The organism is Croceitalea sp. MTPC6 (genome assembly GCF_036985525.1).
Taxonomy (GTDB): domain Bacteria; phylum Bacteroidota; class Bacteroidia; order Flavobacteriales; family Flavobacteriaceae; genus Croceitalea.
In genome coordinates this window covers 118965-144908 of record NZ_BTGR01000003.1, presented here as the reverse complement: position 1 = coordinate 144908, position 25944 = coordinate 118965, and the positions used below count along the sequence as shown (strand labels likewise).

Annotated in this window: 26 protein-coding genes; 9 read left to right on the top strand and 17 right to left on the bottom strand. The window is 35.7% G+C overall.

The window, feature by feature from the left end; translation table 11 throughout:
- Nucleotides 1–5: 5 nt before the first annotated feature.
- From AACP56_RS07255 to trhO, 4 genes are all read right to left on the bottom strand, one after another.
- Nucleotides 6–2324, bottom strand: coding sequence for a transglycosylase domain-containing protein (locus AACP56_RS07255; RefSeq protein WP_339335933.1), 2319 nt, complete (start codon nucleotides 2322–2324; stop codon nucleotides 6–8).
- Between the two features lie 2 nt (nucleotides 2325–2326).
- Nucleotides 2327–2824, bottom strand: coding sequence for a gliding motility lipoprotein GldH (locus AACP56_RS07250; RefSeq protein WP_339335935.1), 498 nt, complete (start codon nucleotides 2822–2824; stop codon nucleotides 2327–2329).
- Nucleotides 2805–3968: a PSP1 domain-containing protein gene (locus AACP56_RS07245; protein WP_339335937.1), complete on the bottom strand. Its 1164-nt coding sequence runs from the start codon at nucleotides 3966–3968 to the stop codon at nucleotides 2805–2807. The genes AACP56_RS07250 and AACP56_RS07245 overlap by 20 nt, the downstream gene beginning before the upstream one ends.
- 103 nt (nucleotides 3969–4071) lie before the next feature.
- Nucleotides 4072–5103: an oxygen-dependent tRNA uridine(34) hydroxylase TrhO gene (gene trhO, locus AACP56_RS07240; RefSeq protein WP_339335939.1), complete on the bottom strand. Its 1032-nt coding sequence runs from the start codon at nucleotides 5101–5103 to the stop codon at nucleotides 4072–4074.
- Nucleotides 5104–5367: 264 nt separating this feature from the next.
- On the opposite strand from trhO, the gene recA reads away from it, so the two are divergent.
- From recA to AACP56_RS07220, 4 genes are all read left to right on the top strand, one after another.
- Nucleotides 5368–6375 carry a recombinase RecA gene (gene recA, locus AACP56_RS07235; protein ID WP_339335941.1) on the top strand — a complete coding sequence of 336 codons (1008 nt, stop codon included), beginning with the start codon at nucleotides 5368–5370 and terminating at the stop codon, nucleotides 6373–6375.
- Nucleotides 6376–6448: 73 nt separating this feature from the next.
- The gene (locus AACP56_RS07230) at nucleotides 6449–6865 is read left to right on the top strand and encodes a hypothetical protein (protein ID WP_339335943.1); all 417 of its coding nucleotides are present in this window, start codon (nucleotides 6449–6451) and stop codon (nucleotides 6863–6865) included.
- A 39-nt stretch (nucleotides 6866–6904) separates the two neighbouring features.
- Complete coding sequence (locus tag AACP56_RS07225) at nucleotides 6905–7438, top strand: RNA polymerase sigma factor (RefSeq protein WP_339335945.1); 534 nt, start codon at nucleotides 6905–6907, stop codon at nucleotides 7436–7438.
- A gap of 11 nt (nucleotides 7439–7449) precedes the next feature.
- A complete protein-coding gene (locus AACP56_RS07220; RefSeq protein WP_339335947.1) occupies nucleotides 7450–8979 on the top strand; it encodes a hypothetical protein in 1530 nt (509 codons plus the stop codon).
- A 165-nt stretch (nucleotides 8980–9144) separates the two neighbouring features.
- Here AACP56_RS07220 and AACP56_RS07215 read toward each other — a convergent pair whose 3' ends face one another.
- Nucleotides 9145–9885, bottom strand: coding sequence for a lysophospholipid acyltransferase family protein (locus AACP56_RS07215; protein WP_339337021.1), 741 nt, complete (start codon nucleotides 9883–9885; stop codon nucleotides 9145–9147).
- A gap of 56 nt (nucleotides 9886–9941) precedes the next feature.
- Here AACP56_RS07215 and AACP56_RS07210 point away from each other — a divergent pair, with 56 nt between their 5' ends.
- From AACP56_RS07210 to AACP56_RS07200, 3 genes are all read left to right on the top strand, one after another.
- Complete coding sequence (locus AACP56_RS07210; RefSeq protein ID WP_339335949.1) at nucleotides 9942–10184, top strand: GlsB/YeaQ/YmgE family stress response membrane protein; 243 nt, start codon at nucleotides 9942–9944, stop codon at nucleotides 10182–10184.
- An 85-nt stretch (nucleotides 10185–10269) separates the two neighbouring features.
- Nucleotides 10270–11238, top strand: a complete 969-nt coding sequence (trpS, locus tag AACP56_RS07205) for a tryptophan--tRNA ligase (protein WP_339335951.1) — start codon at nucleotides 10270–10272, stop codon at nucleotides 11236–11238.
- 80 nt (nucleotides 11239–11318) lie between these two features.
- Nucleotides 11319–13832 (top strand): TonB-dependent receptor plug domain-containing protein, encoded by a 2514-nt coding sequence (locus tag AACP56_RS07200; RefSeq protein WP_339335953.1) that lies wholly within the window; start codon nucleotides 11319–11321, stop codon nucleotides 13830–13832.
- Between the two features lie 392 nt (nucleotides 13833–14224).
- On the opposite strand, the gene dprA is transcribed toward AACP56_RS07200, so the two are convergent.
- A complete protein-coding gene (gene dprA / locus AACP56_RS07195) occupies nucleotides 14225–15328 on the bottom strand; it encodes a DNA-processing protein DprA (RefSeq protein ID WP_339335955.1) in 1104 nt (367 codons plus the stop codon).
- A 104-nt stretch (nucleotides 15329–15432) separates the two neighbouring features.
- Between dprA and AACP56_RS07190 the strand changes: the two genes are divergently transcribed.
- Entirely contained in the window at nucleotides 15433–16386 is a 954-nt protein-coding gene (locus tag AACP56_RS07190; protein ID WP_339335957.1) for an HU domain-containing protein, read from the top strand.
- 57 nt (nucleotides 16387–16443) lie between these two features.
- Nucleotides 16444–16956, top strand: a complete 513-nt coding sequence (locus AACP56_RS07185) for an acyl-CoA thioesterase (protein ID WP_339335959.1) — start codon at nucleotides 16444–16446, stop codon at nucleotides 16954–16956.
- Here AACP56_RS07185 and AACP56_RS07180 read toward each other — a convergent pair.
- From AACP56_RS07180 to AACP56_RS07130, 11 genes are all read right to left on the bottom strand, one after another.
- The gene (locus tag AACP56_RS07180; protein WP_339335961.1) at nucleotides 16953–17600 is read right to left on the bottom strand and encodes a hypothetical protein; all 648 of its coding nucleotides are present in this window, start codon (nucleotides 17598–17600) and stop codon (nucleotides 16953–16955) included. The genes AACP56_RS07185 and AACP56_RS07180 overlap by 4 nt on opposite strands.
- A complete protein-coding gene (locus tag AACP56_RS07175; RefSeq protein ID WP_339335963.1) occupies nucleotides 17566–18300 on the bottom strand; it encodes a hypothetical protein in 735 nt (244 codons plus the stop codon). The genes AACP56_RS07180 and AACP56_RS07175 overlap by 35 nt, the downstream gene beginning before the upstream one ends.
- A gap of 76 nt (nucleotides 18301–18376) precedes the next feature.
- On the bottom strand, nucleotides 18377–19600 hold the full coding sequence (locus AACP56_RS07170; protein WP_339335965.1) for a murein hydrolase activator EnvC family protein: 1224 nt from the start codon (nucleotides 19598–19600) through the stop codon (nucleotides 18377–18379).
- Nucleotide 19601: 1 nt separating this feature from the next.
- Entirely contained in the window at nucleotides 19602–20381 is a 780-nt protein-coding gene (locus AACP56_RS07165) for a DUF4292 domain-containing protein (protein WP_339335967.1), read from the bottom strand.
- Nucleotides 20382–21320, bottom strand: a complete 939-nt coding sequence (locus AACP56_RS07160; protein ID WP_339335969.1) for a tetratricopeptide repeat protein — start codon at nucleotides 21318–21320, stop codon at nucleotides 20382–20384.
- Entirely contained in the window at nucleotides 21307–21777 is a 471-nt protein-coding gene (locus AACP56_RS07155; RefSeq protein ID WP_339335971.1) for a hypothetical protein, read from the bottom strand. The genes AACP56_RS07160 and AACP56_RS07155 overlap by 14 nt, the downstream gene beginning before the upstream one ends.
- Nucleotides 21778–21815: 38 nt before the next feature.
- Entirely contained in the window at nucleotides 21816–22289 is a 474-nt protein-coding gene (locus AACP56_RS07150) for a hypothetical protein (protein WP_339335973.1), read from the bottom strand.
- 36 nt (nucleotides 22290–22325) lie between these two features.
- Nucleotides 22326–23342: a sugar phosphate nucleotidyltransferase gene (locus AACP56_RS07145; protein ID WP_339335975.1), complete on the bottom strand. Its 1017-nt coding sequence runs from the start codon at nucleotides 23340–23342 to the stop codon at nucleotides 22326–22328.
- A 79-nt stretch (nucleotides 23343–23421) separates the two neighbouring features.
- Entirely contained in the window at nucleotides 23422–23856 is a 435-nt protein-coding gene (dut, locus tag AACP56_RS07140; RefSeq protein WP_339335977.1) for a dUTP diphosphatase, read from the bottom strand.
- On the bottom strand, nucleotides 23846–25303 hold the full coding sequence (locus AACP56_RS07135) for an oligosaccharide flippase family protein (RefSeq protein WP_339335979.1): 1458 nt from the start codon (nucleotides 25301–25303) through the stop codon (nucleotides 23846–23848). Before AACP56_RS07135 ends, dut begins: the two co-directional genes overlap by 11 nt.
- A 101-nt stretch (nucleotides 25304–25404) precedes the next feature.
- A complete protein-coding gene (locus AACP56_RS07130) occupies nucleotides 25405–25890 on the bottom strand; it encodes a hypothetical protein (RefSeq protein ID WP_339335981.1) in 486 nt (161 codons plus the stop codon).
- Between the last annotated feature and the right edge of the window lie 54 nt (nucleotides 25891–25944).

Below are 25944 nucleotides of genomic sequence, written 5' to 3'. Positions count from 1 at the left end.
TTGTATTAAAAATCCAAATCATCCTCCGTATCCAAATCATCTTTCATTTCTGCGATAATTTTGGTACAATCTACATTGATGGATAAGTTATCTGGCTTTTCAAAAGCTTCTTTTGAAACACCTATCTCTTCATTGGCATAATTTGCTTTCATGTAAAGTCCCCATATAGGCAGTGCCATGGATGCTCCTTGTCCATACGCCAATCTATTAAAATGAGTAGCTCTTTCCTCACCTCCAACCCAAACACCTGTAACCAAATTTGGAACCATACCCATAAACCATCCATCACTTTGGTTTTGCGTAGTTCCCGTTTTACCAGCAATAGGATTAGTTAATTCATAGGGATAACCTGTAACTACCTCTTTATAAACTGTATTTTCTTTGTTAAAAGTATGTCGCAATCTGCCCCCAGATCCATATTGCGTGACCCCTTCCATGAGATTTATCATTGCATAAGCAACATCTTTACTCAAAACGTCTTTAGTTTCTGGAACATACTCATAAAGCACAGTCCCATATTTATCTTCTATTCTTGTAACCACTACTGGTTTTACATACACTCCTTGATTGGCAAACGTCCCGTAGGCCCCAACCATTTCAAACACATTCATTTCTGGCACCCCTAAGGCAATAGCAGGCACTTCTAATATTTCACGAGTAATACCCATGCTCTTTGCAATTCTAGCAACGGAACCAGGGCCTACTTTGTCTATTAATTGAGCTGTTACCGTATTTACCGAATTTGCCAAGGCTTTTTTTAGTGTTTTCTTTTCCAAAGAATATTGTCCATCTGAGTTTTTGGGGCACCATTTTTCCATATTCCCATGTTTTCCAGCCTCAATACAATATTGTGTGTCTGGCAGAGAATCACATGGCGAATAGCGCAACTGATCTATAGCTGCTGCATATACAAAAGGCTTAAACGTAGACCCTGCTTGTCTCGCTCCCTGGATTACATTGTCATATTGAAAATGCTTGTAATCTGTTCCACCTACCCATGCTTTTACATGACCGGTTTGGGGTTCCATTGACATCATTGCCGTTCGTAAAAAAGTTTTGTAATAGCGAATGGAATCCATAGGAGTCATCACCGTATCTTTTTCATAGGAATCGCTATTCCAGTCAAAAACAGTCATATCAACCTTTTCTTTGAAAGAAGCTCTTATCTCATTTTCTGATTTACCTTGGGCTTTTAATGCCTTCCAACGGGAAGACGTTTTTATAGCCCTTTCCATAATGTTATCTATTTCAAACTTTTCTAAATCTAGAAATGGAGTTGTAGGATTTCGTTCTTTGGTATTCTGTACAAAAAATTCAGCTTGCAACTTTTTCATATGTGCTACAACCGCATCCTCTGCGTTCTTTTGCATTCTAGAGTCGATGGTAGTATAAATTTTTAAGCCATCTAGATACATATTGTAATCTTCCCCGTTAGGCTTTTTGTTTTCTTTGATCCATTTTTTAAGCCAACTCCGTTGAAGATACATTCTCAAATATGTAGCCAATCCTTCCTTATGGGATTCTGGGCTAAAGTTTAAGTCCATCTTTAACTCTTGCAAAGAATCCTTTTCTTTTTCTGTTATATACCCATATTTAGCCATTTGTCCCAAAACAGTATTTCTACGATTGAAGACCATTTCCTCTCTCCTTAATGGGTTGAATAAAGATGAGTTTTTGAGCATTCCCACCAGCATGGCAGATTCTTCAATCTTCAATTCATTTGGTTCTTTACCAAAATAAATTCTAGCTGCAGATCTAATCCCATCTGCGGCGTACCCAAAATCATAAATATTAAGATACATCGCTATGATTTCTTCCTTGGTATAATTACGTTCTAAGCGTGTAGCAATTACCCATTCTTTTATTTTTTGGGTATACTTGGTCCAGTCTTTAGCTCTAATCCCAACAAAAAGTTGCCGTGCCAATTGTTGAGAAATAGTACTTGCTCCACCTTTTTTGCCCAGATAGGCAAAAGCCCTTAGTGTACCTCTGGCATCTATTCCTGCATGATCGTAATAACGAGCATCTTCTGTGGCCACCAAAGCATCCACTAAATTCTTTGGGAGCTGATCAAAAGAGACCGGTGTTCTATTATCATCTAAATAGAGTTTTCCAAGGGTTTCCCCATCTGAAGAAATAAATTCTGTAGCCAGATTGGTCTGTGGGTTTTCTAATTTTTCAAAAGTTGGCATTTCACCAAAAGCTTCCCAAGAAGCCAAAAGAAATACTAAAACTACAGCTAGTAATCCCGCACCAAATAAAATCCAGAACCATTTTATGTATTTGAAGAAACCCGTACTTTTCTTTTTAGCAGCTTTTGCCATGGCTATTTTATTCTTTTAGTAATTTCTACACCTATATCCGTAATGCCTTGAAGGTTTGAGATTCCCTCTACATTACCATTTTTTCGCATAGCATGCGAAATCTTTAAATTATATACGCCAGAATCTGGAAAAACGATGTTTTCGCGATACCAAAGTTTACTTTCTTTAATACTTCCGAATCCTTTCCCCAACCAACTACCATCGGGCAATGCCATTTCATATTCTAAGGTGTCAGAAACGGTTTCTCCACCTGGATAGTTTAACTCCGTAATCAAAAACAAATTGCTAAAGGCAAAGTCATTATCATTACGGACATTCAAAAACATATCATATTTTTCCAAAGAATCAAGCTCCGAAAAGCTAAATTGAATGGTATCCTCCACTTTCCATACCCCATTGTCCAATTGTTGGTAATCTGAATACACAGTCTGCGTTTCACAAGAAACCAACAGAACAAACATGGTGAAAAAGAGGAGTGCTTTAAGTGCTCTTAGGTGCATTTTGTTTATTTCTTCTATGCTTTTTATTATTTCTTTTTTTCTTTTTCTTTTTAGGCCTATCAAACCGGTTAAGGCTATCTTGCCCGACCACATTTTCGAAAACCATTTTTTCTTCTGAAATAGCTTCGACCACATACTGCTCTAGACTTGCCACAGATTCTTTTTTCTTATTTTTTTCTATTATCTGTTGAACTCTTTCCTTACTTAGGGCATGCCAATTGGATGGGTCATTTTTATAAGAGAACCAAAGTGTTTCCTTAAAAATATCTGATTTTTGACAAAAGGCCACTCCTTTCTCTGTATGCAATTTGGTATCCTGACCAGGAAAATCCTTTAAGGCGTCCAAATACATATCTAACTCATAATTCAAACAACACTTGAGCTTTCCACATTGTCCCGCCAACTTTTGTGGATTTAATGCTAACTGTTGATATCTAGCGGAGGAGGTGCTTACCGATCTAAAATCATGAAGCCAAGTGGAGCAACAGAGTTCACGACCACAAGAGCCAATTCCTCCCAAACGTTGTGCTTCTTGCCGATATCCTATTTGGCGCATTTCTATACGAATGGAAAAAGCCCTTGCCATATCTTTTATCAATTGACGAAAATCAACCCGCTCTTCTGCAGTGTAGTAAAAAGTTGCCTTGGAACCATCTCCTTGAAACTCTACATCACTGAGCTTCATCTGTAAATTGAGAGAAATAGCAATTTCTCTGGAACGTTTTTGAATTTCTGCTTCTTTGTTTCTGCATTTTTGCCAGATATCTATATCTCTTTGAGAAGCTTTTCGATATATTTTTGGAAGGTTTGGGTCTTCAATAGCTACTTTTTTTCGCTTCATTTGAACCTTTACAAGTTCTCCTGTCAAAGTAACAATTCCAACATCATGACCTGATTTTGCCTGCGTAGCAACAACATCTCCTATGACAAGTGGTAAGCCATCTACGTTTCTATAAAAATCTTTTCTGCTGTTTTTAAAACGGACCTCTACACAGTCAAAAGGTTTTTGCCCATTGGGCAAAGACATATTGGAAAGCCAATCAAATACCGTGAGTTTATTACAACCATCAGTGCCACAAGTGCCATTATTCTTGCATCCCCGCGGCTGCCCATCCTTGCCGGTTGAACAACTGCTACATCCCATATCGTATATATTGAATTAAGGAAATAGTAAATCAATTTCCTTAATAAGGGTTCATAAATTAACTAGAAGTAAATATACTATAAATAGTTGCAGGAGGGAAATGTTACTTTTTAAACTTTAGTACCTCTGAACGTCCTTTTTTAAAGATTTTATTACTGGCGTGTTTTCCTTTTCGGAGCTTTTTCTGCTCTTCATAGGGTAATGAATGGATTTCTTTACAACTATTTGAACAACAATTGTCCATGGCTGTAGCACATGTTTCACATTGAATAAACAAAAGGTGACAAGCTTCATTGGCGCAATTCACGTGGGTGTCGCAAGGCTTACCACATTGATGGCAGTTAGCAATCACATCCTCAGAAATACGTTCTCCTCGTCTATGGTCAAATACAAAATTTTTGCCCATAAACTTATTCTCGAGATTTTTCTTTTCTACTTGTCGCGTATATTCAATAATTCCTCCTTCTAATTGAAAAACATTTTTAAAACCCTTGTGTTTATAATAGGCACTTGCTTTTTCACAACGAATTCCACCGGTACAGTACATGACCAATTTTTTATCCTCTTTGTGATCAGCTAAATCTTTTTCAATACTATCCAATGAGTCCCTGAATGTATCCACATCTGGGGTAATAGCATTCTTAAAATGACCTATTTCACTTTCATAGTGGTTTCTCATATCCACAAGAACGGTATCTGGGTCTTCAATTAGTTCGTTAAACTTTTCGGCATTAACATGAACACCTTTATCAGTTACATCAAAAGTGCTATCATTAAGTCCGTCGGCAACTATTTTTGAACGTACTTTGACCTTCAATTTTAAAAAGGATTTATTGTCTTGTTCAATAGCGATATTCAAACGGACATTTTTCAAGAACACAATACTGTCCAAGTGTGCTTTAAAAGCTTCAAAGTTTTCTGCCGGTAAAGAAAGTTGGGCATTGATACCTTCATGAGCTACATAAATACGCCCCAATACTTCTAAGGCATCCCAATTAATAAAAAGATGGTTTCTAAAGATTTCGGTATTACCGATATGTGCATATTTATAGAAAGAGATGGTAAGCCGATCTTTGCCCGCTTCCTCAATCAATTTTTCCCTTTCTCTTGCACTTAATGTATTGTACAGTTGCATGCTATACCAATAATTTTAAGTTATAAGAATGGTGCAAAAATAAGGATTAAATAAAAAAGGCGCACCTCACTTTCGGATGCGCCTTTGACCACTAAATTTCTTTTTCATAGATAAAAAATACGATACAGCGGTCTCATAAAGTGCCTGCGAACTGCAGTTATATAATTGAATTAGCCACCCAAAAGATGTAAACAGTTTAAAAAGGTTGCGTTGCTATTTTTAAATGCAAAAGAAATGGTATTTTAGTCGTCTAATTTTTTTAACATGGCTAACGAGAACGAGGCAAAATTAAAAGCATTAAAATTAACGCTCGATAAATTGGACAAAACATACGGCAAAGGTGCCGTTATGAAAATGGGAGACACCGTAATTGAAGATGTTGAAGTAATTTCTTCCGGTTCTTTAGGTCTGGATTTAGCCTTGGGAGTTGGTGGTTATCCTAGAGGCAGGGTAATTGAAATTTATGGGCCAGAATCTTCTGGTAAAACTACTTTAACGCTCCATGCCATTGCAGAAGCACAAAAAGCAGGCGGTATTGCTGCTTTTATTGATGCTGAGCATGCTTTTGACCGTTTTTATGCCAAAAACTTGGGGGTAGATATCGATAACCTCATCATATCGCAACCAGACCATGGTGAGCAAGCTTTGGAGATTACGGAAAACCTTATTCGCTCAGGTGCCATTGATATTGTTATCATTGATTCTGTTGCAGCCTTAACTCCTAAAAGTGAGATTGAAGGTGAAATGGGGGACTCAAAAATGGGGCTTCATGCAAGATTAATGTCCCAAGCCTTGCGTAAATTAACTTCAACTATCAGTAAAACCCATTGTACCGTAATATTTATCAACCAATTACGTGAAAAGATTGGTGTTATGTTTGGAAACCCAGAAACCACAACAGGTGGTAATGCACTTAAATTCTATGCTTCGGTTAGATTGGATATAAGACGTTCTACACAAATAAAAAGTACGGACGGGGAAGTCCTAGGAAATAAGACCCGTGTTAAGGTGGTTAAAAATAAAGTAGCGCCTCCTTTTAAAACTACCGAGTTTGACATCATGTATGGCGAAGGTATTTCCAAAGTTGGTGAAATATTGGATTTAGGTGTTGCCTATGAAATAGTAAAGAAAAGTGGTTCTTGGTTTAGTTACGGCGACACTAAATTGGGGCAAGGGCGGGATGCCGTTAAGTCACTGTTAGAGGACAATCCTGAACTGGCAGAAGAGTTAGAGACCAAGATTAAAGAGGCTATTACCGCACTAAAAGAATAGTTTTTTACCCACAAGTCTATTTTTACGCAACCTTTCTGGGCAAAACTCATCTTTATTATCGAAATTGAAGCCTATGAAGAAAGTAATGATGATGCTTTGTTGTATCTCTCTTTTAAGCCTATTCAGCTGTTCGTTAGATACAAGTGATGCGAATTTTCAGTTTACTACTTTGCAAATAGTGAGTGCTGATTTTCCAGAATCATTTGAGCATAACCAAACCTATGACATAGATGTGGTCCTTATAAGACCAAATAGTTGTTCATTTTTTGAGGGTTTTGAGGTAGACGCTCCAGAGATTACTACTCGTGTCGTATCTGCCGTTGGCTCTGTTTTAACAAATCAAGCCTGTACTCAGGCAATTGAAGAAGTTACTGCAACATTTACTTTTCGTGTTGATTATACAGATACGTATATATTCCGCTTTTATTCGGGAGTTGATGAATCCGATAATGCAGCTTATGTGGAATATGAAGTGCCTGTAAATCAATAACAGAAGCGAATTTTTTAAATTTTAAACCTAACCAACAAATTGAGTCTTGAAAAACTCATAAATAACTGTAAAAAGGGCAATAGAAAGGCTCAAGAAGAACTTTACCGAAAATACTCGGGAGTGCTTTTTGGAATGTGCCTTAAGTATTCTCGTAATAAAACGGAAGCTGAAGATAATCTTCATGACAGTTTTATGACGATTTTCGATAAAATTGGCCAGTTTACATACAAAGGTTCTTTTGAGGGGTGGATGAAAAGAATAACTGTAAATACGGTGCTACAAAAATATCGTAAGGACCAGTATTTGGATGTCGTATCAGAAAATATGGGCGATGAAGTGGATATTGAAACGGACCATACTGATGACATTAAACTATCTACACTATTGGGGTATATTCAAGAACTGCCCAATAAATACCGTCTAACATTTAATTTGTACGTGTTGGATGGTTATACCCACAAAGAAATTAGTGAGTTGTTAGGAACATCAACAGGAACCTCTAAATCGAATTTAGCAAGGGCCAAAATGATTTTGAAAGAAAAAATTGAAAAAGAAAATATAAACATTGCTTAATAAAATTAAGTATGAAAAAGAATAATTTAGAAAATCTCTACCAAGAGAAGTTTAAGGACTTCCGTGAGATTCCAGACGAGCAAGTTTGGGAATCAATAACGGCATCTTTGGATAAAAAGGATAAGAAAAGGGTAATTCCTATATGGTGGAAACTAGGAGGTGTGGCTGCATTGCTAGCTTTGCTATTTTATGTTATAAATCCATTTGAAGACCGCAATATTCCTGTAAACCAAACTACAGAAGTAGAGGAAAATATTACTGATGACAAATCGAATAAAAATCAGAAGCTTTCGAACGATGCCATTATCAATCCTGACAAAAACAACGATACCGATAATCTAGTGGAGATTGATAAAAGCGAATCAGAACGGGAAAAAATTGATTCTCATTTAACTGATTCAGAATTAAAAGAGAAAGGCAAGGAAATTACTCCTGTAAGCAATTCTAAAGGTGTAGTGACAACTAATATTCAAAATGACGGTCAGAACAAAAATGACAAAAATAAAGGTCGAATTGCTGTGGCTGAAAACCATGAATCAAACAATAATCAAGACACTGAAAAACTGAAAAACCAAATCAATTTCAAAGAACTTGTTGATGAACCAGAAAAAACCAAAGTAGCCGCTTCACAAACTGACGTTAATGAAGAAAAAGCAAGACTGAACGGTGATAAAAAACAAAATTTAGAAAAAGAACTGTCCAAAAAAGAAGAAGCCGTTGTAAACACTGAAATAAAAGAAGAGAAAAAGTCCATTTTTGACGCTATTGTAGAACAAAAAGAGGAAGAAGTTGCCATTGCTGAAAGTAAAGAAAATAAATGGTCGGTTGGACCATCTATCGCTCCAGTCTATTTTGATGCTGTTGGACAGGGTTCCCCAATCCATTCCAATTTTGTAGAAAATTCAAAATCTGGAAATATCAATTTAAGCTATGGATTAACCGTTGCTTACAAACTAGGCAAACGTTTAAAGTTACGTTCTGGGGTACACAAGGTAGATTATGGATATGATACCAATGAAGTTGTATTTTCCTCGTCTGTTGCATCTAGCAGTGACGGATCTATAGAAAATATCAATTTTTCTCGCGCTTCAAGGACTATAGTCGTGGAAAGTAGAAAAACCAATTCCAATAGCCTTTCTGACCCAAGCGCTAACGATTTTTCTGCCCAAAGTCCTGAAAGAGATGGCCGCATGTCTCAACAACTAGGCTATTTGGAAGTACCATTGGAATTAAATTACACATTAGTGGATAAAAAGGTTGGTGTAAATCTTATTGGGGGTGTTAGTTCCCTATTCTTGGTGGACAACTCTGTTGCCTTGGAATCAGAAGGTTTGGTTACCCAAATTGGAGAAGCAAACAATGTAAATTCTATAAATTTTAGCACCAATGTTGGTGTTGGATTTAGTTATGATTTTTCACCTAAAGTTCAAATAAACTTGGAACCTGTTTTTAAATACCAATTAAATACATTTTCAGACACAGCTGGTAGTTTTAACCCTTATTCTGTTGGTGTGTACAGTGGTGTTCGATTCAATTTTTAATTAAGAAATCAACAAAGTTGGTTAGGTTGTGCCGCACTCGCGGCATCCGAAAAGCACCTTGCGGGCGTTGCAAGGTGCTTTTTTAATATGCTTTTGGAGTTTATTAGATGACTACTCCATCATTAAATCTAGAGTACGAAGGTGCTATTAAAATTAGATTTAGGTTTAAGAGTGCTCTTTCAGTTCTTGTAGCAAAGTATCTCGCACTTCTTCCCTTAACGTTGAAGTATCTTCTGAACCTAACAATTGCGTGTTTACGAATTGGTGCACCTTAACCCTAAGCTTTCCTGGACCACCACTAAAAAAAGTCCATGAAAAGCGCTTCTTACAATCTAAAAACGTAATTGGAACAATTGGTATATTATGCCTAATTGCCATACGAAATGCCCCATCTTTAAAACTATCTAAAAGAACATTTTCATCTGGAACTCCTCCTTCGGGGAAAATACAGATACTCAATCCTTGGTTTAGCCTTCGTTGTACTCTACGGTATACCGCTGTTCTACTTTTAGGATTATCCCTATCTACCAAAATACATACTCTCTTGTAAAAAAAACCAAAAACAGGCAGTTTTACGAGTTCCTGTTTTCCAACAAAAACAAAAGGGTTTTTGCTCACATATAGCATAAGCATAATATCCAACATACTAGTGTGGTTTGCAATTAACATGTAGTTCTCTCCTTTCTTTATCCCTTCTTCGCTTTTAATTTTAGGAATACAAAACATACCGAAAAGTATAGTTTTTGCCCAAAGGTTTCGGGCCAACCAAAAAAATTGTGGATAAGTCCTTTCAGATAGTGTGGTCAATAATAAAAATGGAAAGAAAATCAGTATTGGTAGAGCTACCAATACATAAAACCAAAATCGATATAGGGTATAACCTATATTTCTAACAAATTTAGACACTGTCAAAAATATAATTTTTGGCTATCTTTAAGCTACTAACCTTAAAAAACAAAAAAATGGGTCTCTTGTATGCTTTATTAACTGGTGCGCTAGCAGGATGGATGGCAGGAAAAATTATGAAAGGTGGCGGTTTTGGGGTGCTTGTCAATATAATTTTAGGAATTGTTGGTGGTGTAGTGGGAAATTGGTTGTTTGGAACTCTTGGAATCCATGTTGGTTCCGGGGTTATTGGCGATTTAATTACTGGGGTAATAGGTGCAGTTGTAGTTTTATTTGTTGCTGGTCTCTTTAAAAAATAGCTTTCTTGTACAAAATTGTTTAGCGGCTTATAGCCGCTTTTTTTATACCCTTTGGATTGTTACTTTTACGACTTCAAAATATGATATGGCAAGAATTTTAACGGGAATCCAAAGTACTGGTGTTCCGCATTTAGGAAACATTTTAGGTGCAATTATTCCTGCAATACAAATGGCACAAAACCCAGAGAATGAGTCCTATTTGTTTATTGCGGACATGCATTCATTGACCCAAATAAAAGATGGAGTAGAACTTAGAAATAATACCTATGCCACTGCTGCAACATGGCTTGCATTTGGGTTAGATATTGATAAAACTGTTTTTTATTGCCAAAGTGATGTGCCCCAAGTAACAGAATTAGCGTGGTACTTGAGCTGTTTTTTTCCTTATCAACGATTGACACTTGCACATTCTTTTAAAGATAAGGCAGACCGATTAGAAGATGTAAATGCTGGATTATTCAGCTATCCAATGCTGATGGCCGCTGATATACTACTTTATGATGCTAATATAGTTCCTGTAGGTAAAGATCAGTCCCAACATTTGGAAATGACAAGGGACGTGGCTTCCCGGTTTCATAATCTATTTGGTGAGACCTTTGTATTGCCAGAAACTAAACTCCAAGAAAGCACTATGTATGTTCCAGGTACAGATGGGCAGAAAATGAGCAAAAGCAAGGGGAACATCATTAATCTATTTCAGCCTGATAAAAAGTTGCGTAAACAACTAATGGGAATCCAGACAGATAGCACTTCCATGGAAGACCCTAAGGACCCAACTAATGATAATGTCTTTGCTTTATATAAATTACTGGCTTCACAAGTGCAAATTGAGGAAATGAGTGCCAATTATTTAGCTGGAAATTATGGTTATGGTCATGCTAAACAAGCACTATACGAAGTAATCTTACAGAAATTTGAAGAACCCCGTGAAAAGTTTGAGTATTACATGAACAACTTAAAAGAGGTTGATGAAGCACTTGCCATTGGTGCAGAAAAGGCAAAAAAAGTGGCAAACGAAGTTTTGGGACGGGTCAGAAATAAGATTGGATACTAAAAATTTATAATTCGGCGTTAAAGTCGCTTCAAATCTATCTCAAATATTTTATCTTAAAGCTTGTCATTAAATTAGTTTATATGGTAAAATATATATCTCCTATTATAACTATTTGTTCACTATTTTTTAGCAACCAAAATCTTGGGCAAAAAAACGTGGTTTTTGAGAATATCCTTGGAAAACTTGCCATTTACAACAACACCAGTGATTTTGAAAAAACCTACATAACTACTGACAAAGACTTTTACATTAATGGAGAAACCATTTGGTATAAAGTATTTCTTCTAAATGGCTTTTCACTTACGGCAACTGATGAGAGCAATGTAATTTATACCGAACTTGTTAATTCTAAAGACAGTGTTTTAGTCAGACAAAAACTTTTTAACCAAGGTCTTGGAGCTCAAGGAAGTATAGAATTACCAGAAAAAATAGAGAAAGGTGATTACAGGCTGATTGCTTACACAAAATACATGTTAAATGAAAGTAGTCCCTTACCCTACATCAAAAAAATTACTATCCAAATTCCTAAATCTAAAGAAATTAATCATGATATAGCCCACAAAGAAATTTTCAAAAAGAAGCAAAATAAAAAAAGCCAAATAATACCCATTATATCCTTTTTCCCAGAAGGTGGAAGCATCGTTTCTGGTATACCTTGTGTTTTAGGAATAAAAGCAGCTGATCGCAATGGAAACGGAATTGCTTTAAGAGGAAAGATATTTGATGAAGAGGATAATCTTATTACAGTTTTTGAAAGTCACGAATTTGGTCTTGGAAAAACAACATTTATACCTGAGTTCAATAAAAAATATTACGCCAAAGTTATTGTGAATGGAAAAATAGAAACATATCCATTACCTAATAGCAAACAAAAAGGATATGTTTTGGGAGTACAAAATTTTGGAGAATTTTTGAGGCTTAAAGTTTTAACCAATACTATAAGTGGCCTTAAAGGTACCATACTAGTAGGACATATTAATGGGCGTACCATTTTTAAACATCAGGAAAAAACAGCGGATTCAAGCTATTCAATAAAACTACTTACAAAAAAAATAGAGGACGGTGTTGCTCATTTTACTCTATTTACAGCCGAAGGAGAGCCTGTCTGCGAAAGACTGGTATTTGTAGATAATATGGATAATGATGTTGTGCTAACGGCTAATTTGGATTCCGAAAATTATGGCCCTAGAGAAAAAGTGTCTTTTGAACTAGGTATAAGGAACTCTCAAGGAAGGACACTCAAAGGAAATTTATCCGCCAGCGTAATTACAAGTACAAATACATCAGGTTATAATGGAGATGGAATAAAAAGCTGGTTGTTACTTAATTCTGATTTGGGCGGAACAGTTCCCAACGCTGACTTCTTTTTTGAGAAAAATGACATGAAAAGAAAGTATCTTTTAGATGCACTGATGCTTACTCACGGATGGCGTAGATTTGTTTGGAAAGATTTACTCAACGATGAAGTAAGTAAAGCCCAAAAATTTGTTCCTGAAAAGGGAATCATGGTTGAGGGTAAAATTACAAGTTTTAGTAACGAGTATAAGCCCGAGGAGGCTCTTGTGAGTCTGAGTATTATAGACAAAGATCTTTTTCAGACAGAGAAATCAACTGATGTTCAAGGCAAGTTCAGTTTCGGTCCTTTTACTTTTCAAGACAGTTTAAAAGTATTGCTACAAGCCAAACCCATAGATAAATCTAAAAAAGGGAAAAACAGTGACCTCGCAATTTATGTTGAAAATTCTTTTCCGAAACATTCTTTGGAACTTAAAACAGAATCTAAAAATGTTACTAAAAAGTTGATTTTCCCTGAGAAATATATAGAACAGGCCTACAAAAGGAAAATAGAAGAATTTAAATATGACCCTAAAGTAACTCTCCTAGAAGGGGTGACAGTAAAAAGCAAGAAAAAGAAAACTCGTGAACAATTAGTAAATGATGAGATTCAAAAGTTTACACTTCATGGAGAACCTGATACAAGGCTTTTTACCGACTCCATTTCCGGAGCTAAGGCATTTAGTGCTTTTGATCTATTGCTGCACGCTGTTGGTGTTCAAGTTGTTGGAACATTCCCCTTTCAAAATGTCATTATAAGAGGTGGTAATACCAGTCTTTTAGGCTCCTCTGCTCCTCTTCTACTTATAGATGGTATGCCTACTGACCCTCAATTTATAGGAGGAATGATGGCAAATGAAATTATGTTCGTAGATGTTCTTAAAGGATCATCAGCTGCAATATATGGTTTAAGAGGTGGTAATGGAGTAATAGCGTTCTATACCCATAAACCGTTGGATATAGAAGGCCAAGTTCAAAAAAGGTATCCAGGTATAGTTAATTATAAAGCCAACGGATTTACCAAAGTGCGGGAGTTTTATAGTCCAAACTATTCTGTTCCCAAACCTGAGCATAACAAGATGGATTACAGAACAACATTGCACTGGGAGCCAAACATAACTATTACTGATGCTGAAAGTGCAAATTTTAGTTTTTTTACTGGTGACCTGCCAGGTAAATATTTAATCAAAGTAGAAGGAATTACTATGGATGGAAGGCCTGTTAGTACTATTAAAAGTTTTAGCGTTCAGGAAAGGTAGATTACTTTCTATGATCTAACCTGTTGATGAAACTTTAAGTGTCTAATCCAAAACCAGAAAGAGAGATTTGTGAGGTTTATCAAAGGTTCAAAATAAGATTGTGTATTAAATTTACCTTTTATCACTCACTTTTTGCATGTCATCTTTTAGATTGATACCCCTATAATTTATTACAAAAGGTGTTTTATCGGGATATTTAACTGACCTTGTTTTTAGTCGAAAATGACCTTCAATTTTATATCCTAATATTTTTTTGATTTATAGAATAAAGCATCAAAACCATGTAAAATTAGGATTATCAATAGTATTTATTAGTTTAAAAGAGACTTAAACTAGAATGCCCTTTCTGTCTTTAAAAAGTCGATAAACAGTGATTGGACAGCACATGAAACTTATATCGCTTCGAACAATTTACCAGGTAACGGACGTATTGCGCCTTTCATCTCCATGTTCAATAAAGTGGCCGAAACTTTAAAAATTGGAAGGTTGCACTCCAAAGCAACGGTATCCAGTAGTTGTTTGCCGTTTAATTGTAGGTATGAGTAGATTGACTGTTCTGTTTCATCAAGTGCTACAAACAGCTGTTTTTGGACAGGCGCTTTTTGCCTTTCCTCGACCTCCCAACCCATTAAATACACTAATTCTGCAGCAGAAGTCAGTAATTGTGCCTTTTGTTGTCGAATCAAATTATTGCAACCTACACTATATTTATCAGTAGCTCTTCCAGGAACCGCAAAAATATCCCTATTGTAGCTATGTGCAATATCTGCAGTAACCAAACTTCCTCCTTTTTCAGCAGATTCCACCACAATAGTGGCTTCGCTCATGCCAGCAATAATGCGATTCCGCTTAAGAAAGTTTTCCCTATCTGGATTACTGCTACTCCAGAATTCAGTTAAAAATCCGCCATTTTTCTCCACTTCAGCTACATACTTTTTATGCGTTTTAGGGTAAACTTGGTTTAATCCATGTGCCAAACAGCCTATGGTCTGCAGTCCATGTTGCATGGCGGCCCGCTGTATGCTAATATCCACTCCATAGGCAAAACCACTAACGATTACGGGGTCTAAGGGAGCAATAGCCCCTATGAATTCTTCACAAAAGGCTTGCCCATAGCTTGTTATGTTTCTAGTTCCAACTACACTAATGATTTTACGGTTTTCTAAATCAATTTTTCCAGATTTAAACAATAAAATAGGACTGTCTATGCAATGTTTTAAGTGTTTTGGATAATCTGAATCTGAGAAATAGGTGTACTCTATGTCATTTTTCCTAATAAACTCGTGTTCTTTCTCCGCAGCCTCAAGGTGTTCGGTATCATAAATATTCTGAATTGTATAAGTTCCAATACCATCAATTTTAAGAAGACTTTGTTTCTTTTCTTGAAAAATTGCTTCAGCATTACCACATCTATCCAATAATTTTTTGGCATTTATATCTCCTATATTAGGAATCCGCTGTAATCTAAGTAAGGCTATTAGCTCATTATTGGACATTGTTTCAGGTAATCGAGTTTTCAACAAAGTTCAACAAATAGAATGTTAATAAAAAGTTATGGGGGCTATTTTGCAACTGTACAAATTTTGTAATATTTGCTCCAATGCGAACCGAACACTATATAAAGGAATTACTTTACAGGTATAACTGCGTCGTAGTACCAGAGTTTGGGGCTTTTTTGGCGCATACAGCTTCTGCAAGAATAGATTCGGTCTCAAACACTTTACATCCACCGACCAAAGTTATTTCGTTTAACGAGCAACTTTCCAAGAATGATGGTCTATTGGTTTCATACATTTCTAAAGCCAAAAAGCTCTCTTATGAGGATTTATTGGAAGAAGTGACCAGCACTTCTAAAGGTTGGAAAGAACGCCTACAAAATGGCGAAACTATTGATTTGCATGGTGTTGGGGAATTAACAATGAATTCTGAGCACAAAGTTCAGTTTAAACCCGAAGAAAAAGTCAATTATTTAGCCTCTTCTTTTGGTCTATCTGCATTTACTGCCGCCCCAATAGTTAGGGAAGAATTAAAAAAAGAAGTGGAAGTATTGGAAGAAAGTGTTCCTTTTATCATTACACCTGAAAAACGAAACGAATCTTCTTTTAGGCCTTGGCTTAAATATGCAGCAGTATTTCTCTTGTTTTGTGCTGCTGGAGTGTCTGGATACCAATTATATAACCAGAATCTAGAAAAACAACAACTGGTAAGGCAAGATGCCCAACAGCAAGTGTCCAAATACATCCAAGAAGCCACTTTTTTTGATACTACACCCTTGGAATTGCCTCCTATTAATCTCAAGATTGATAAAAAAGAAGTTCTTACTGGTCCACAACACCACATTATTGCTGGTGCATTCAGAATAAAGCAAAATGCGGACAAAAAAGTAAAGCAACTGGAAAGGTTAGGCTATGAAGCCAAGTACATTGGGGCCAATAAATTTGGATTGCACCAAGTAGCGTATTCCAGTTTTAGTGATTCCCGAGAAGCACTTCGCTTTTTAAGAAAAATCAAGAATACCGTTTCCCGAGATGCTTGGATGCTCTCAGAGAAATAGTTCTGCTTTTCTTTATTACCACCCCATACTTCAATATCTTTGCGCAAAATTCGAGCTATGCGTGCTAAAAACCCTAGTGAATCACGTACCATAATGACGGATATGGTCTTACCCAGTGAAACCAACCCCTTAAACAATCTTTTTGGAGGTGAACTCCTTGCCCGTATGGATAGGGCTGCCAGTATTGCTGCGAGAAGACATAGCCGTAGAATAACGGTTACCGCTTCTGTGAATCACGTTGCTTTTAACCGCTCAGTCCCATTAGGTAGTGTAGTAACGGTAGAAGCTGCTGTTTCAAGGGCTTTTAGAACCTCTATGGAGATTTATATTGATGTTTGGATGGAAGACCGCTTTACGGGTGAGAAAGCCAAAGCCAATGAGGCTATTTACACTTTTGTTGCTGTCGATGAAACCGGAACTCCAACCGAAGTTCCACCACTAGAACCGGAATCTGATTTAGAAAAGGAACGTTTTGCAGCAGCACTTAGAAGAAAACAATTAAGTTTGGTGCTTGCTGGGAAGTTAGAACCAAATGAAGCTACTGAATTAAGAGCACTTTTTATGGGTTAAAGAATGTAAAATTTAACGCCTAGAGATGGCATAAAAAAAGAGGTCTTGCCAAAAATATCATCAAGTTCTGATGGTCGCTCAATTGACCAAAAATCCCAATTGTTCTGTACGCTCAAATAAAATCCAAGCCAATAATTTAAGCGATAGGAAAAATTTACATTTGCCATGATCGCAAAACCATTGTCATTAAAACGGCGAAAACCATTTTCATTCCTTAACGTGACACCACCAAAACCAACATTCCCCTCTATCTGAAAATTATTTCTTTTTTCTAGCAGAGCATAGCCAAATGTTGCAAAAAAATGAGTGATTCCGCTGGCATCAATTGGTCCTACCAATTCTTGATCTGTAACCCGCCCTTTAAAGGCCTGGTACTGTAATCCCAGCAATAAACGTTCTCTTAGTTTTATTTGTGCATCTATATGCACCCCATTCCAAGTATCATATCCTTCAGAAATAAAATTATTCCCATAAGCACTGGGGACTAAAAAACCTATCTTAACCTGTCCCAAAACATCATAATAATAATCAGGTTTTTGGTTTTCCTGATCATTTTTTTGTGTGTAAAGCGCTAGGGGCAATAAAAACAAAAATACCGCGCCAAATTTCTTAAAATTCAAATTCAAAAGAGCCAGATTGTTCATTTACAATAATTTCTAATTGTCCTGTTTCTACAATACCATTGTTTATAATGTTGTATTCAAATAGGACAGTATCACTTTCTATAGTATTAAAAGTGTGCGTGTTTATTTGTTCAGATGGTAAAAGTTCGTCAAAGCCATTTTCTCTTACATCACCTCCATAAAAATAAGGGTCTGTATCTCCCAAAATCTTAACTCCAGCATTATAAGACCAACTGTATTGTAATGTATCTGTTTGATTGGTATTTCTAATAGTATTTAATTGGAATGGTTCAATTCTATCCAAAACAATACTTTCAATGTCATATGTATTATCCTTTAAATCAATTTCATTAATAAAATTAAAAGCTAATGGTGCTGTCCCAGGTTTAAATCCGTTAAAGCCGCTATCGTAAAAATTGATTAATGCATATACATTTGAGGCATTTAAAGGCTTTAAAGCTGTAATCGCAATATTTCCTTGAGCGTCGCTAACTCCGCTTCCAATGAGCTCTCCAAAATCGCTTCTTATGGCTGCTTCTAGATCAAACCCATACTGTTTAGTCGCATAAACTTTTACGGGAACATTACCAAATGGATTACTTTCAGAATCAATGAGTTTTGCCTTTAAAAGAAGTCTTTGATTGTCTTCAAATTCTATGTCATTTTCACATTTAAAAGCCAGCAATGTCAAAAGACAGAAACCAAAAAGTGCTTTTTTCATATTTATAAGTTGCTTTTTTTACAAAAGGTTGCTCATTTAGCCTATAAAATGCTACGAATATTAGAATATGGGTAAGTTACAGCTGATAGATCCAATGCTCTGGATTTAACTTTTTAGTATCTTGATACAGGTAGAATTTAAGGTTGGTAACTCCACTAAACCGATTGGTATAAATCTCTCCCAGTGCTTCTTTAGCAGCTACTTTATCGCCTTTCTGTACATATGTCTTGGAAAGGTTGTAATACATACTGATGTAGTTTCCGTGCCTTAAATAAATTCCTTTTACACCCATTTTATTAGTAAAAATAGTAATTACCTCTCCCTCAAAAATGGCTCTTGCCTGTCCTCCTTTATCAGTGGTAATTGTTACACCATTGTTCTGATGTTTTATCCCTGGATATACTTTATCTGCGTAAACTCCAAATCCTTGACTTTTAATACCTTTTTCAACCGGCCAAATCAATTTTCCTTTGTTGGAAGAAAAGTTATTTGCTATCAATTTTGCTTCAGGGGTTAAAGCAAATGAGGTTGTATTGCTACTTCCAGATTTTTTATTGGAACTAGCAATCGCCGAGCGAATCAGTTTTTCTATTTCACGGTCTATTCTTCTAGATTCCTTCTTCTTTTTGTCTATCGCTTGAGTATACTTGGATTCATTTTGTTTAATTGATTGTAACAATGTCCTTTGTGAACCAATTTCTTTAGATAAATCGTTCTTGGCCCTTCTATTTTCAACCAATAATTGATCTTTTATTTTTCGCTGCTCCACCAAGTCCTTATTTAGGGTTGATAATTCTTCGGTTTTGGCTTCAATACTTTCTCCTTGTTGCTTTCGATGTTTGGTATATTGTTTTATATACTGCAATCGCTTAAAAGCTTGAAAAAAGTTATCTGAGGAAAGTAAAAACATCAAGCGGTTGTTCTGCGTTTTGTTTTGATACGATTTTTGAATCAATTGAGCGTAATCGTCTTTCAAAAGCTCCAAATCTTCACGAAGCTTTCCTATGCTTCTAACATTGGCATTAATCTGTCTATTTAAAAGATTGGATTGTTGGTTTGTAACCCTTATTAATTCTTGTCTTACATTTATTTTTCGGTCAAGAGCTTCCATTTGCTCTAAAACATTGCCTTTTTCTTGTTTTTGGGCAGAAAGCAAGCGATTCATTTCTCGAATCTCTTTTTGAAGTTTGGCACGTTTAGCCTCCAATGCTTTTTGTTGACTTGTTTGAGCGCTCAAGCCTCCTGAAAAAAGGATTGCTAACCCTAAAAGTATAATATGGCGATAGAAGGATTTTTGCATATCACTCTAAAACAATTTCTTCAAAACCATTCGGTATTTTATAGGGGAAGTTTAACTGTCTCCCAAACTCCATATTTCTATATTCAAGACCTATAGCTGTTTTATCCTCTTTATTCAAAGCCTCTATAGCAATGGTTGCAGGTAAAACTTTTGAATCTAAGTCTTGGTATTGATAGTCCATTTTAAGGAAGCGATTTTCCCATGGTTGGGAAAGTTCCTGCTTGGCAATTTTAAAGTTTTTAGGTTCTATGGAAAAAATAATTTTAAACAAATCATTTGCCCTTTTTGGTTCTAAACCATAATTACCATCAACTATGGTAGAGGCATACTTTTGGTCTCTTAAATCTAAAACTGCATTGCCCAGTAATAAATTCTGTACTTTTTTAAAATCCAAATCAGTTCCTAAAAGGTTGCTTAAATATGAAAAATCCCCGTCAAAATATTCGTTTTGTAATTTGTTATAGAATGAAACCCTTTTAGGTGTAATTATAGCTTTTACTACGCCAAAAGGAGCGCTGATCCAAATGGTTTCATCTTTTTTCATTCTAAAACTAACACCTATTCCCTGTGCGTTTTTACCATCATCATAGTCAATCTTAATTTTACCGCTTAAAGTTTCAAAATCAATTTCATTCTGGTAGTGATTGGAAATAATTCGCTTAGTAGTCAAGGAAACATCTACCTCGCCAGACGCAATTGTTTTGGTAGACTTGCAGGATGTCAAAAAAATAATCAGCATCAAAACACTTAACTTTTGCGCCAACATGAGGTGCTTATTCATCTAAAATCCAGGTTTTATCTTACTAAGGTACAAGTTTGCTTTTGAAAAGTTACTTGTCTTTGTGTACGCATCGGCAAGGGTTTTATAAACCTTGTTTGCTAAAGCAATATCATCAAATAAATAATCTAGAGAAGTTTCCAATACTTCTATGGCCTGGCTGTTTTTGTTGTTTTTATGTAGTGCTAAACCATAAGCATAATAGAAATAGGGCTGTAAAGGATAAGCTTCAACAGCATCTTTAGCTGTTTTTTCTACTATCCGATATTGTTCAAGTTTAATTTGATTTTTTATGGCCATCTCCAGCCCTTTTGTAGTGGGCTCATTATCCTCAACTGTAAGGGTTACTGATTTAACAGTAGGCTGTTCCAAAGGTTTGTTTAAAGAATCGTTGATTTTAGAAGTAAGTTCTTCTTTAAAACTGGAATTGGATACACGGTTGAGTGTTTTTAATGCTTCATGGTATTGCTTCCTCTTGTAATAAATCAGTGCCAAATTCTCTTGTAATTTTCTATCGTCAAATGGTATGGTGGACTCAACAGCTTTAATCGTACTAGACTGTTTGGATAAGATGGCGACCAAAGTATTCAAATACCAGTAATTTTTTGGCTCGGCAATAAGGGCTTCTATCGCATATTGCTGGCCAGAAATATATTTTTTATCCAAAAGATAGGTTTTTGCCAACTCATGGTCAATCACATGATTGTCTGGCTCTAACCGCTTACATTCTAGGAATAAATTGATAGCACGGTCATAGTTTTGTATGCCCTTTTGTTTTAAGGCTTCAAAGAAACTTTCCTGAAACTCATCGGTATATTCTTCTAAAAATACTTCAGAACTTTCTTCAACTTGAAGCTTTTCTTCTTGGGCATAGCTTAGACTAGCTGGGATTAAAAAACCCAAGCTCAAACTCAAATACAAAAGTGCCTTACTTCTTTTCAACCCAATTCTCGTTAAAAAATTCACTAATCAATTTAAGTTCCAAAACGTTTTTATTAAGGCGACTAATTTCATAAGTACATGAATATAGTAGTTCATCTTCCTCATCATAAAATATCCGTTCTAGCCTGTTTAAAGGTTTGACAATTGTCCACTTTTCTGAACCGTGTGAAAAATTAGATGAAGGATAACAATAAATGACATCTGAATACTTTATTTCCGATAGAACTCCTTTATTACTTTCTTTAAATGAAAAAATATGTTCCGAAAACCTTTTATCAAAATGATTAGATTCTTTTGAATGAAAAATCAAAAGACTATCGGTAGACTTTTTAGTTGACAATTCCCAATCCCCATAAATAAGTTCCACTTTTTTTGATTCTTGGGCAATCATCTTGATAGACGGCATTAGCAATACCAAAATAAAAATCTTTGTTAATTTTTTGCTTTCAATTTTCATGATAAGTTTTAGCCAATTTATCAAAGTTGCAATTTTTTCTACTTAGCAATAGATTTAGTAGGGACTAGGGTCATCCTTTCATAATCCAAATTCAACATGTAGAAGGTGTTTTTATTTGTCAAACTATAATTCTTTCCTTTTTCAGCTTCATAATACGACAATATCAATATAGGTTTGTTCATTTTAGAATCTAATGACCAAATTCCTTTATTCCAGCTAGCTATCCTATTTTTACGTGTATCGTTTCCACATCTTCGATAAACCTTACCATTATCATAACTCAACATAAAAACATTAGAATCTTTTTTAAAAGACAATGCTGGTTTCACGCTAGAGTTATATGCTTGTTTAAAATGATGATTATACTTCTTATATACTAATTTATCATTACTCGATTCAGATTTGGAAAAATACCAAGAGCCATATAAAAATTCAAGGGTTTGGTTTGATTGTGCTATAGAATTAGCAAAGCCAAATAAAATTAAAAATAATATCCCAAGGTGATGTTTCATAAAACTTCTTTATAATAGGGATACTGTAATCAACTATCATTCCAAAACCGAATAGTCACCGATGCTGATGGTTTCAAAATTACCATCATATTTTACATAGTTCCCTATCATAGCGTTATCCAAAATAGCATTTTTAATAGTACTCTCACTTTGGATTATGCTATTTTTAACGGTTGAGTTCTCAATAGTTGTTCCAGAACTAATTGACACGAATGGTCCTACGGTAGTGTTTTTTAAGACCACATTTTCACCAATGTAACAAGGTTCTATAATATTGGCGTTCTCTTTTTTTACGGAATCTGAAATCATATGCTCCCCATCCTTCTCCAAAAAGCCCAGCATACGCTGATTGGTTTCTACGGTAACATTTTTATTTCCACAATCCATCCACTCATCCACTTGACCAGGAACAAACTTCATGCCTTTTTCCATCATACGTTTTATACCATCATTTATCTGGTATTCCCCACCATTTATGATGTTATTGTCCAAAACATACTGTAATTCATCTTTAAGCACACCAACATCCTTAAAATAATAGATTCCGATCACCGCTAAATCTGAAACAAACTCCTCTGGTTTTTCCACTAGCTCTACAATCTCATTATCACCGTTTAATTTTACAACTCCAAATGCTTCTGGCTGGTCAACTTGCTTCACCCAAATAACACTATCGGCATTCTTGTCCAAATCGAACTCAGCGCGAATTAATGTGTCTGCATAAGCAATTACCGCAGGTCCACTTAAAGAAGGTTTGGCACTCATAATAGCATGACCAGTTCCCAAAGGCTCATCTTGACGATAGATTGAAGCTTTTGCCCCTAAACCTTCTGCTAAGCTTTTTAAACTCTCAACCACATCATCTCCAAAAAAAGCTGGGTCACCTAGAATAAAGGCAATTTCGTCCACTGGCTCTCCTAAAACTTTTGCAATATCGGTCACCAAACGATGAACTATGGGTTTGCCGGCTACTGGAATTAAAGGTTTTGGCACTGTTAGCGTATGTGGGCGTAATCTTGAGCCTCTACCGGCCATTGGTACTATTATTTTCATACTATGTAAGTTCTAAGCTTTCAGCTATAAGTTTTAAGTTGCTTTTATTTAATAAGATTCCTGCCTTCGAAGGAATTTGTTACTTCACCCCAGTGCTTCCAAATCCGCCAGTTCCTCTGGAAGTATCTGATAATTCGCTTACCTGCATCCAATCAGCACGTTCATGTTTGGCAATAACCAATTGTGCTACACGCTCTCCATCTTCTATGGTAAAGTCTTCATTAGAAAGATTGACTAATATCACCCCTATCTCTCCCCTATAATCGGCATCTATGGTACCTGGTGCATTTAAAACAGTGATTCCCTTTTTTGCAGCCAAACCACTTCGCGGACGCACTTGTGCTTCAAAACCAACAGGCAACTCTATAAAAAGACCTGTTTTAACAATGGTTCTTTCTAATGGTTGTAACGTTATGGAATCTGAAATATTGGCTCTTAAATCCATCCCTGCAGAAGCATTGGTTTCATAATGCGGTAAAGGATGTTTTGATTTGTTTATGATATTAATTTGCACGCTTAAAGAATATGGTTTTTAATTTGTCTCCTTCTAGTTTATAAATCAAGCCCAAAAATACTAAAAGTAGGATGCTCCCAATGATTAAGTTTCGGTTAAAAGCATAGAACGAAAGGGTAGAAAAAACTATGGACAACCCACCATAAAAGAAGATTTTACGCATGTTGTACGGAATAGGATAATGCTTTCTCCCAAAATAATAGGAAAGACCCATCATTGTTCCATAAGCTACTAAAGTTGCTATTGCCGAAGCCATATAGCCTATCTTAGGAATAAAGATAAAGTTGATTAGTAAAGTTAAAACAGCTCCTGTAGAAGAAATATATGCGCCATATTTGGTTCTGTCAGTTATTTTGTACCAAACCGAGAGGTTGTGGTAAATTCCTAGACATAAGCTTGCCAATAATATAATAGGAACAATTTCAATGGCTTCTCTTAAAGCTTCGTTTCTGATCAGAATTGGAGAAATCACATCTATAAAAACAACAACTGCCAACAAAATACAGCTTCCTAAAATCACAAAATAATTGGTGATTTGCGCATAAGTCTTTTGTGGGTTTTCTGTATTAGAATGACTAAAGAAAAATGGTTCTACACCCATTCTAAAAGCCGTTCCAAATAATGTCATAAACAATGCTAGTTTATAACAAGCACCATACTTACCAGCCTCACTATCTGAAACCAATTCCGTCAATAGTATTTTATCTACCACCTCATTAATTGTGAAAGCAATACCGGCAATCATAACCGGGCCTGCATATTTTAGCATTTGCTTTAATAAGCCAAAATCAAAGGAATAGTTCCGCCTTAAATACGTTGGGAGTAGTATTAAAAGGGTTACAGCACTTGCAATAACATTAGATATAAATATGTAATTAATTTCATTGCTCTCCTTATAAACAGAACTAAATATACTTTCAGAATTCTCACTGACGAGCTTGGGCAATACCAATAAAAAGAAAATGTTTAGTCCTAAATTGATAGCTACATTTACTGTCTTTAGTACTGCATACTTCATTGGTTTTTCATTTGCCCGTAAAAGGGCAAATGGAATAATCACCAAGGCATCCAATACTAAAATATAGGAAGTGAATTTGATGTATTCTACATTGATGTTGGTTACCTCCGATAATACATTCTTAAAAACTAATGCAACTAGTAAGAATAGAACAGAAGTACATACTAATGAAATCAACGAAGTAGAAACCACCCTGTTTTTATCATCTATCTTATGATAAAATCTAAAAAAGGCTGTTTCCATGCCATAGGCCAGAAAAACATTGAAAATAGCTATCCAAGCATATATATTTATATATTCTCCATAACCAGAGGCTTGCTCAAAAACAGAGGTGTACAATGGAAGCAAGAATACAGAAAGCATTCTTGGCAATACTGTGGCCAAACCATAGACTGCTGTCTGTTTAAAAAGCTTTTTAAGCGGATTCAATAGAAAAGTGCTTTTAAAAGAAACCCCGAAGTTAAACTTCAGGGCTTATGTTGTTATAAAAGTAGTCATAAACAGCCTTTGTTCAAAGGCTTGTGTTTTTGCTATTTGTAAATCAGAGGTTTTTTCTCTTTTACACCTTCTATCTTAAAGTACTTTATTTTGTCCCCATCTAAATAGCTCACCACACATTGGTCAGGAGAAAGTTCAAAAGGAAACTCTTCCTTTAATTTTGGTGGTTGATTCCCAACTTCTTCCCTAGAATCTGAATGCATTACCATATCTGGTTTTTCAGAACTTTTGTTCATGAAATTGGCTGTGGCAACTTTACCATCTTCTCTGTCTTCTAGTTTTATATCAGCCACTTTACCTCTAAAATAGGCCTGTTGCATCATATTTGCCTCTGATGGCAAATTTGAGATGGGTAGTTCCAATTTTATTCCTGAACCACTCTCTGGTCTCCCTCCCGTCCAAGATTGGCAAGTTGCTTGCCCCATTTCAAAAGGTGGGTTTTCAACTAATTTCTTCTGTGAAGAACATCCTGATAAAGAAAAAGTCATAACTAAAATGGTGCCTATTAAGATTTTCATACGTTCCAATTTTTCAATATTGTAAAGATATAAAACCAAAAGTAGTGCCAAATA

What these genes read in the sequence shown, in the direction of transcription:
- AACP56_RS07175 (WP_339335963.1), bottom strand. Translation starts at nt 18,300, where the DNA reads ATGAAAAAAGCACTTTTTGGTTTCTGTCTTTTGACATTGCTGGCTTTT.
- AACP56_RS07210 (WP_339335949.1), top strand. Translation starts at nt 9,942, where the DNA reads ATGGGTCTCTTGTATGCTTTATTAACTGGTGCGCTAGCAGGATGGATG.
- AACP56_RS07130 (WP_339335981.1), bottom strand. Translation starts at nt 25,890, where the DNA reads ATGAAAATCTTAATAGGCACCATTTTAGTTATGACTTTTTCTTTATCA.
- recA (WP_339335941.1), top strand. Translation starts at nt 5,368, where the DNA reads ATGGCTAACGAGAACGAGGCAAAATTAAAAGCATTAAAATTAACGCTC.
- AACP56_RS07150 (WP_339335973.1), bottom strand. Translation starts at nt 22,289, where the DNA reads ATGAAACATCACCTTGGGATATTATTTTTAATTTTATTTGGCTTTGCT.
- AACP56_RS07185 (WP_339335959.1), top strand. Translation starts at nt 16,444, where the DNA reads ATGCGTGCTAAAAACCCTAGTGAATCACGTACCATAATGACGGATATG.
- AACP56_RS07180 (WP_339335961.1), bottom strand. Translation starts at nt 17,600, where the DNA reads ATGAACAATCTGGCTCTTTTGAATTTGAATTTTAAGAAATTTGGCGCG.
- dprA (WP_339335955.1), bottom strand. Translation starts at nt 15,328, where the DNA reads ATGTCCAATAATGAGCTAATAGCCTTACTTAGATTACAGCGGATTCCT.
- AACP56_RS07165 (WP_339335967.1), bottom strand. Translation starts at nt 20,381, where the DNA reads ATGAATAAGCACCTCATGTTGGCGCAAAAGTTAAGTGTTTTGATGCTG.
- AACP56_RS07200 (WP_339335953.1), top strand. Translation starts at nt 11,319, where the DNA reads ATGGTAAAATATATATCTCCTATTATAACTATTTGTTCACTATTTTTT.
- AACP56_RS07145 (WP_339335975.1), bottom strand. Translation starts at nt 23,342, where the DNA reads ATGAAAATAATAGTACCAATGGCCGGTAGAGGCTCAAGATTACGCCCA.
- AACP56_RS07255 (WP_339335933.1), bottom strand. Translation starts at nt 2,324, where the DNA reads ATGGCAAAAGCTGCTAAAAAGAAAAGTACGGGTTTCTTCAAATACATA.
- AACP56_RS07170 (WP_339335965.1), bottom strand. Translation starts at nt 19,600, where the DNA reads ATGCAAAAATCCTTCTATCGCCATATTATACTTTTAGGGTTAGCAATC.
- AACP56_RS07230 (WP_339335943.1), top strand. Translation starts at nt 6,449, where the DNA reads ATGAAGAAAGTAATGATGATGCTTTGTTGTATCTCTCTTTTAAGCCTA.
- trpS (WP_339335951.1), top strand. Translation starts at nt 10,270, where the DNA reads ATGGCAAGAATTTTAACGGGAATCCAAAGTACTGGTGTTCCGCATTTA.
- AACP56_RS07220 (WP_339335947.1), top strand. Translation starts at nt 7,450, where the DNA reads ATGAAAAAGAATAATTTAGAAAATCTCTACCAAGAGAAGTTTAAGGAC.
- AACP56_RS07245 (WP_339335937.1), bottom strand. Translation starts at nt 3,968, where the DNA reads ATGGGATGTAGCAGTTGTTCAACCGGCAAGGATGGGCAGCCGCGGGGA.
- trhO (WP_339335939.1), bottom strand. Translation starts at nt 5,103, where the DNA reads ATGCAACTGTACAATACATTAAGTGCAAGAGAAAGGGAAAAATTGATT.
- AACP56_RS07250 (WP_339335935.1), bottom strand. Translation starts at nt 2,824, where the DNA reads ATGCACCTAAGAGCACTTAAAGCACTCCTCTTTTTCACCATGTTTGTT.
- AACP56_RS07190 (WP_339335957.1), top strand. Translation starts at nt 15,433, where the DNA reads ATGCGAACCGAACACTATATAAAGGAATTACTTTACAGGTATAACTGC.
- AACP56_RS07155 (WP_339335971.1), bottom strand. Translation starts at nt 21,777, where the DNA reads ATGAAAATTGAAAGCAAAAAATTAACAAAGATTTTTATTTTGGTATTG.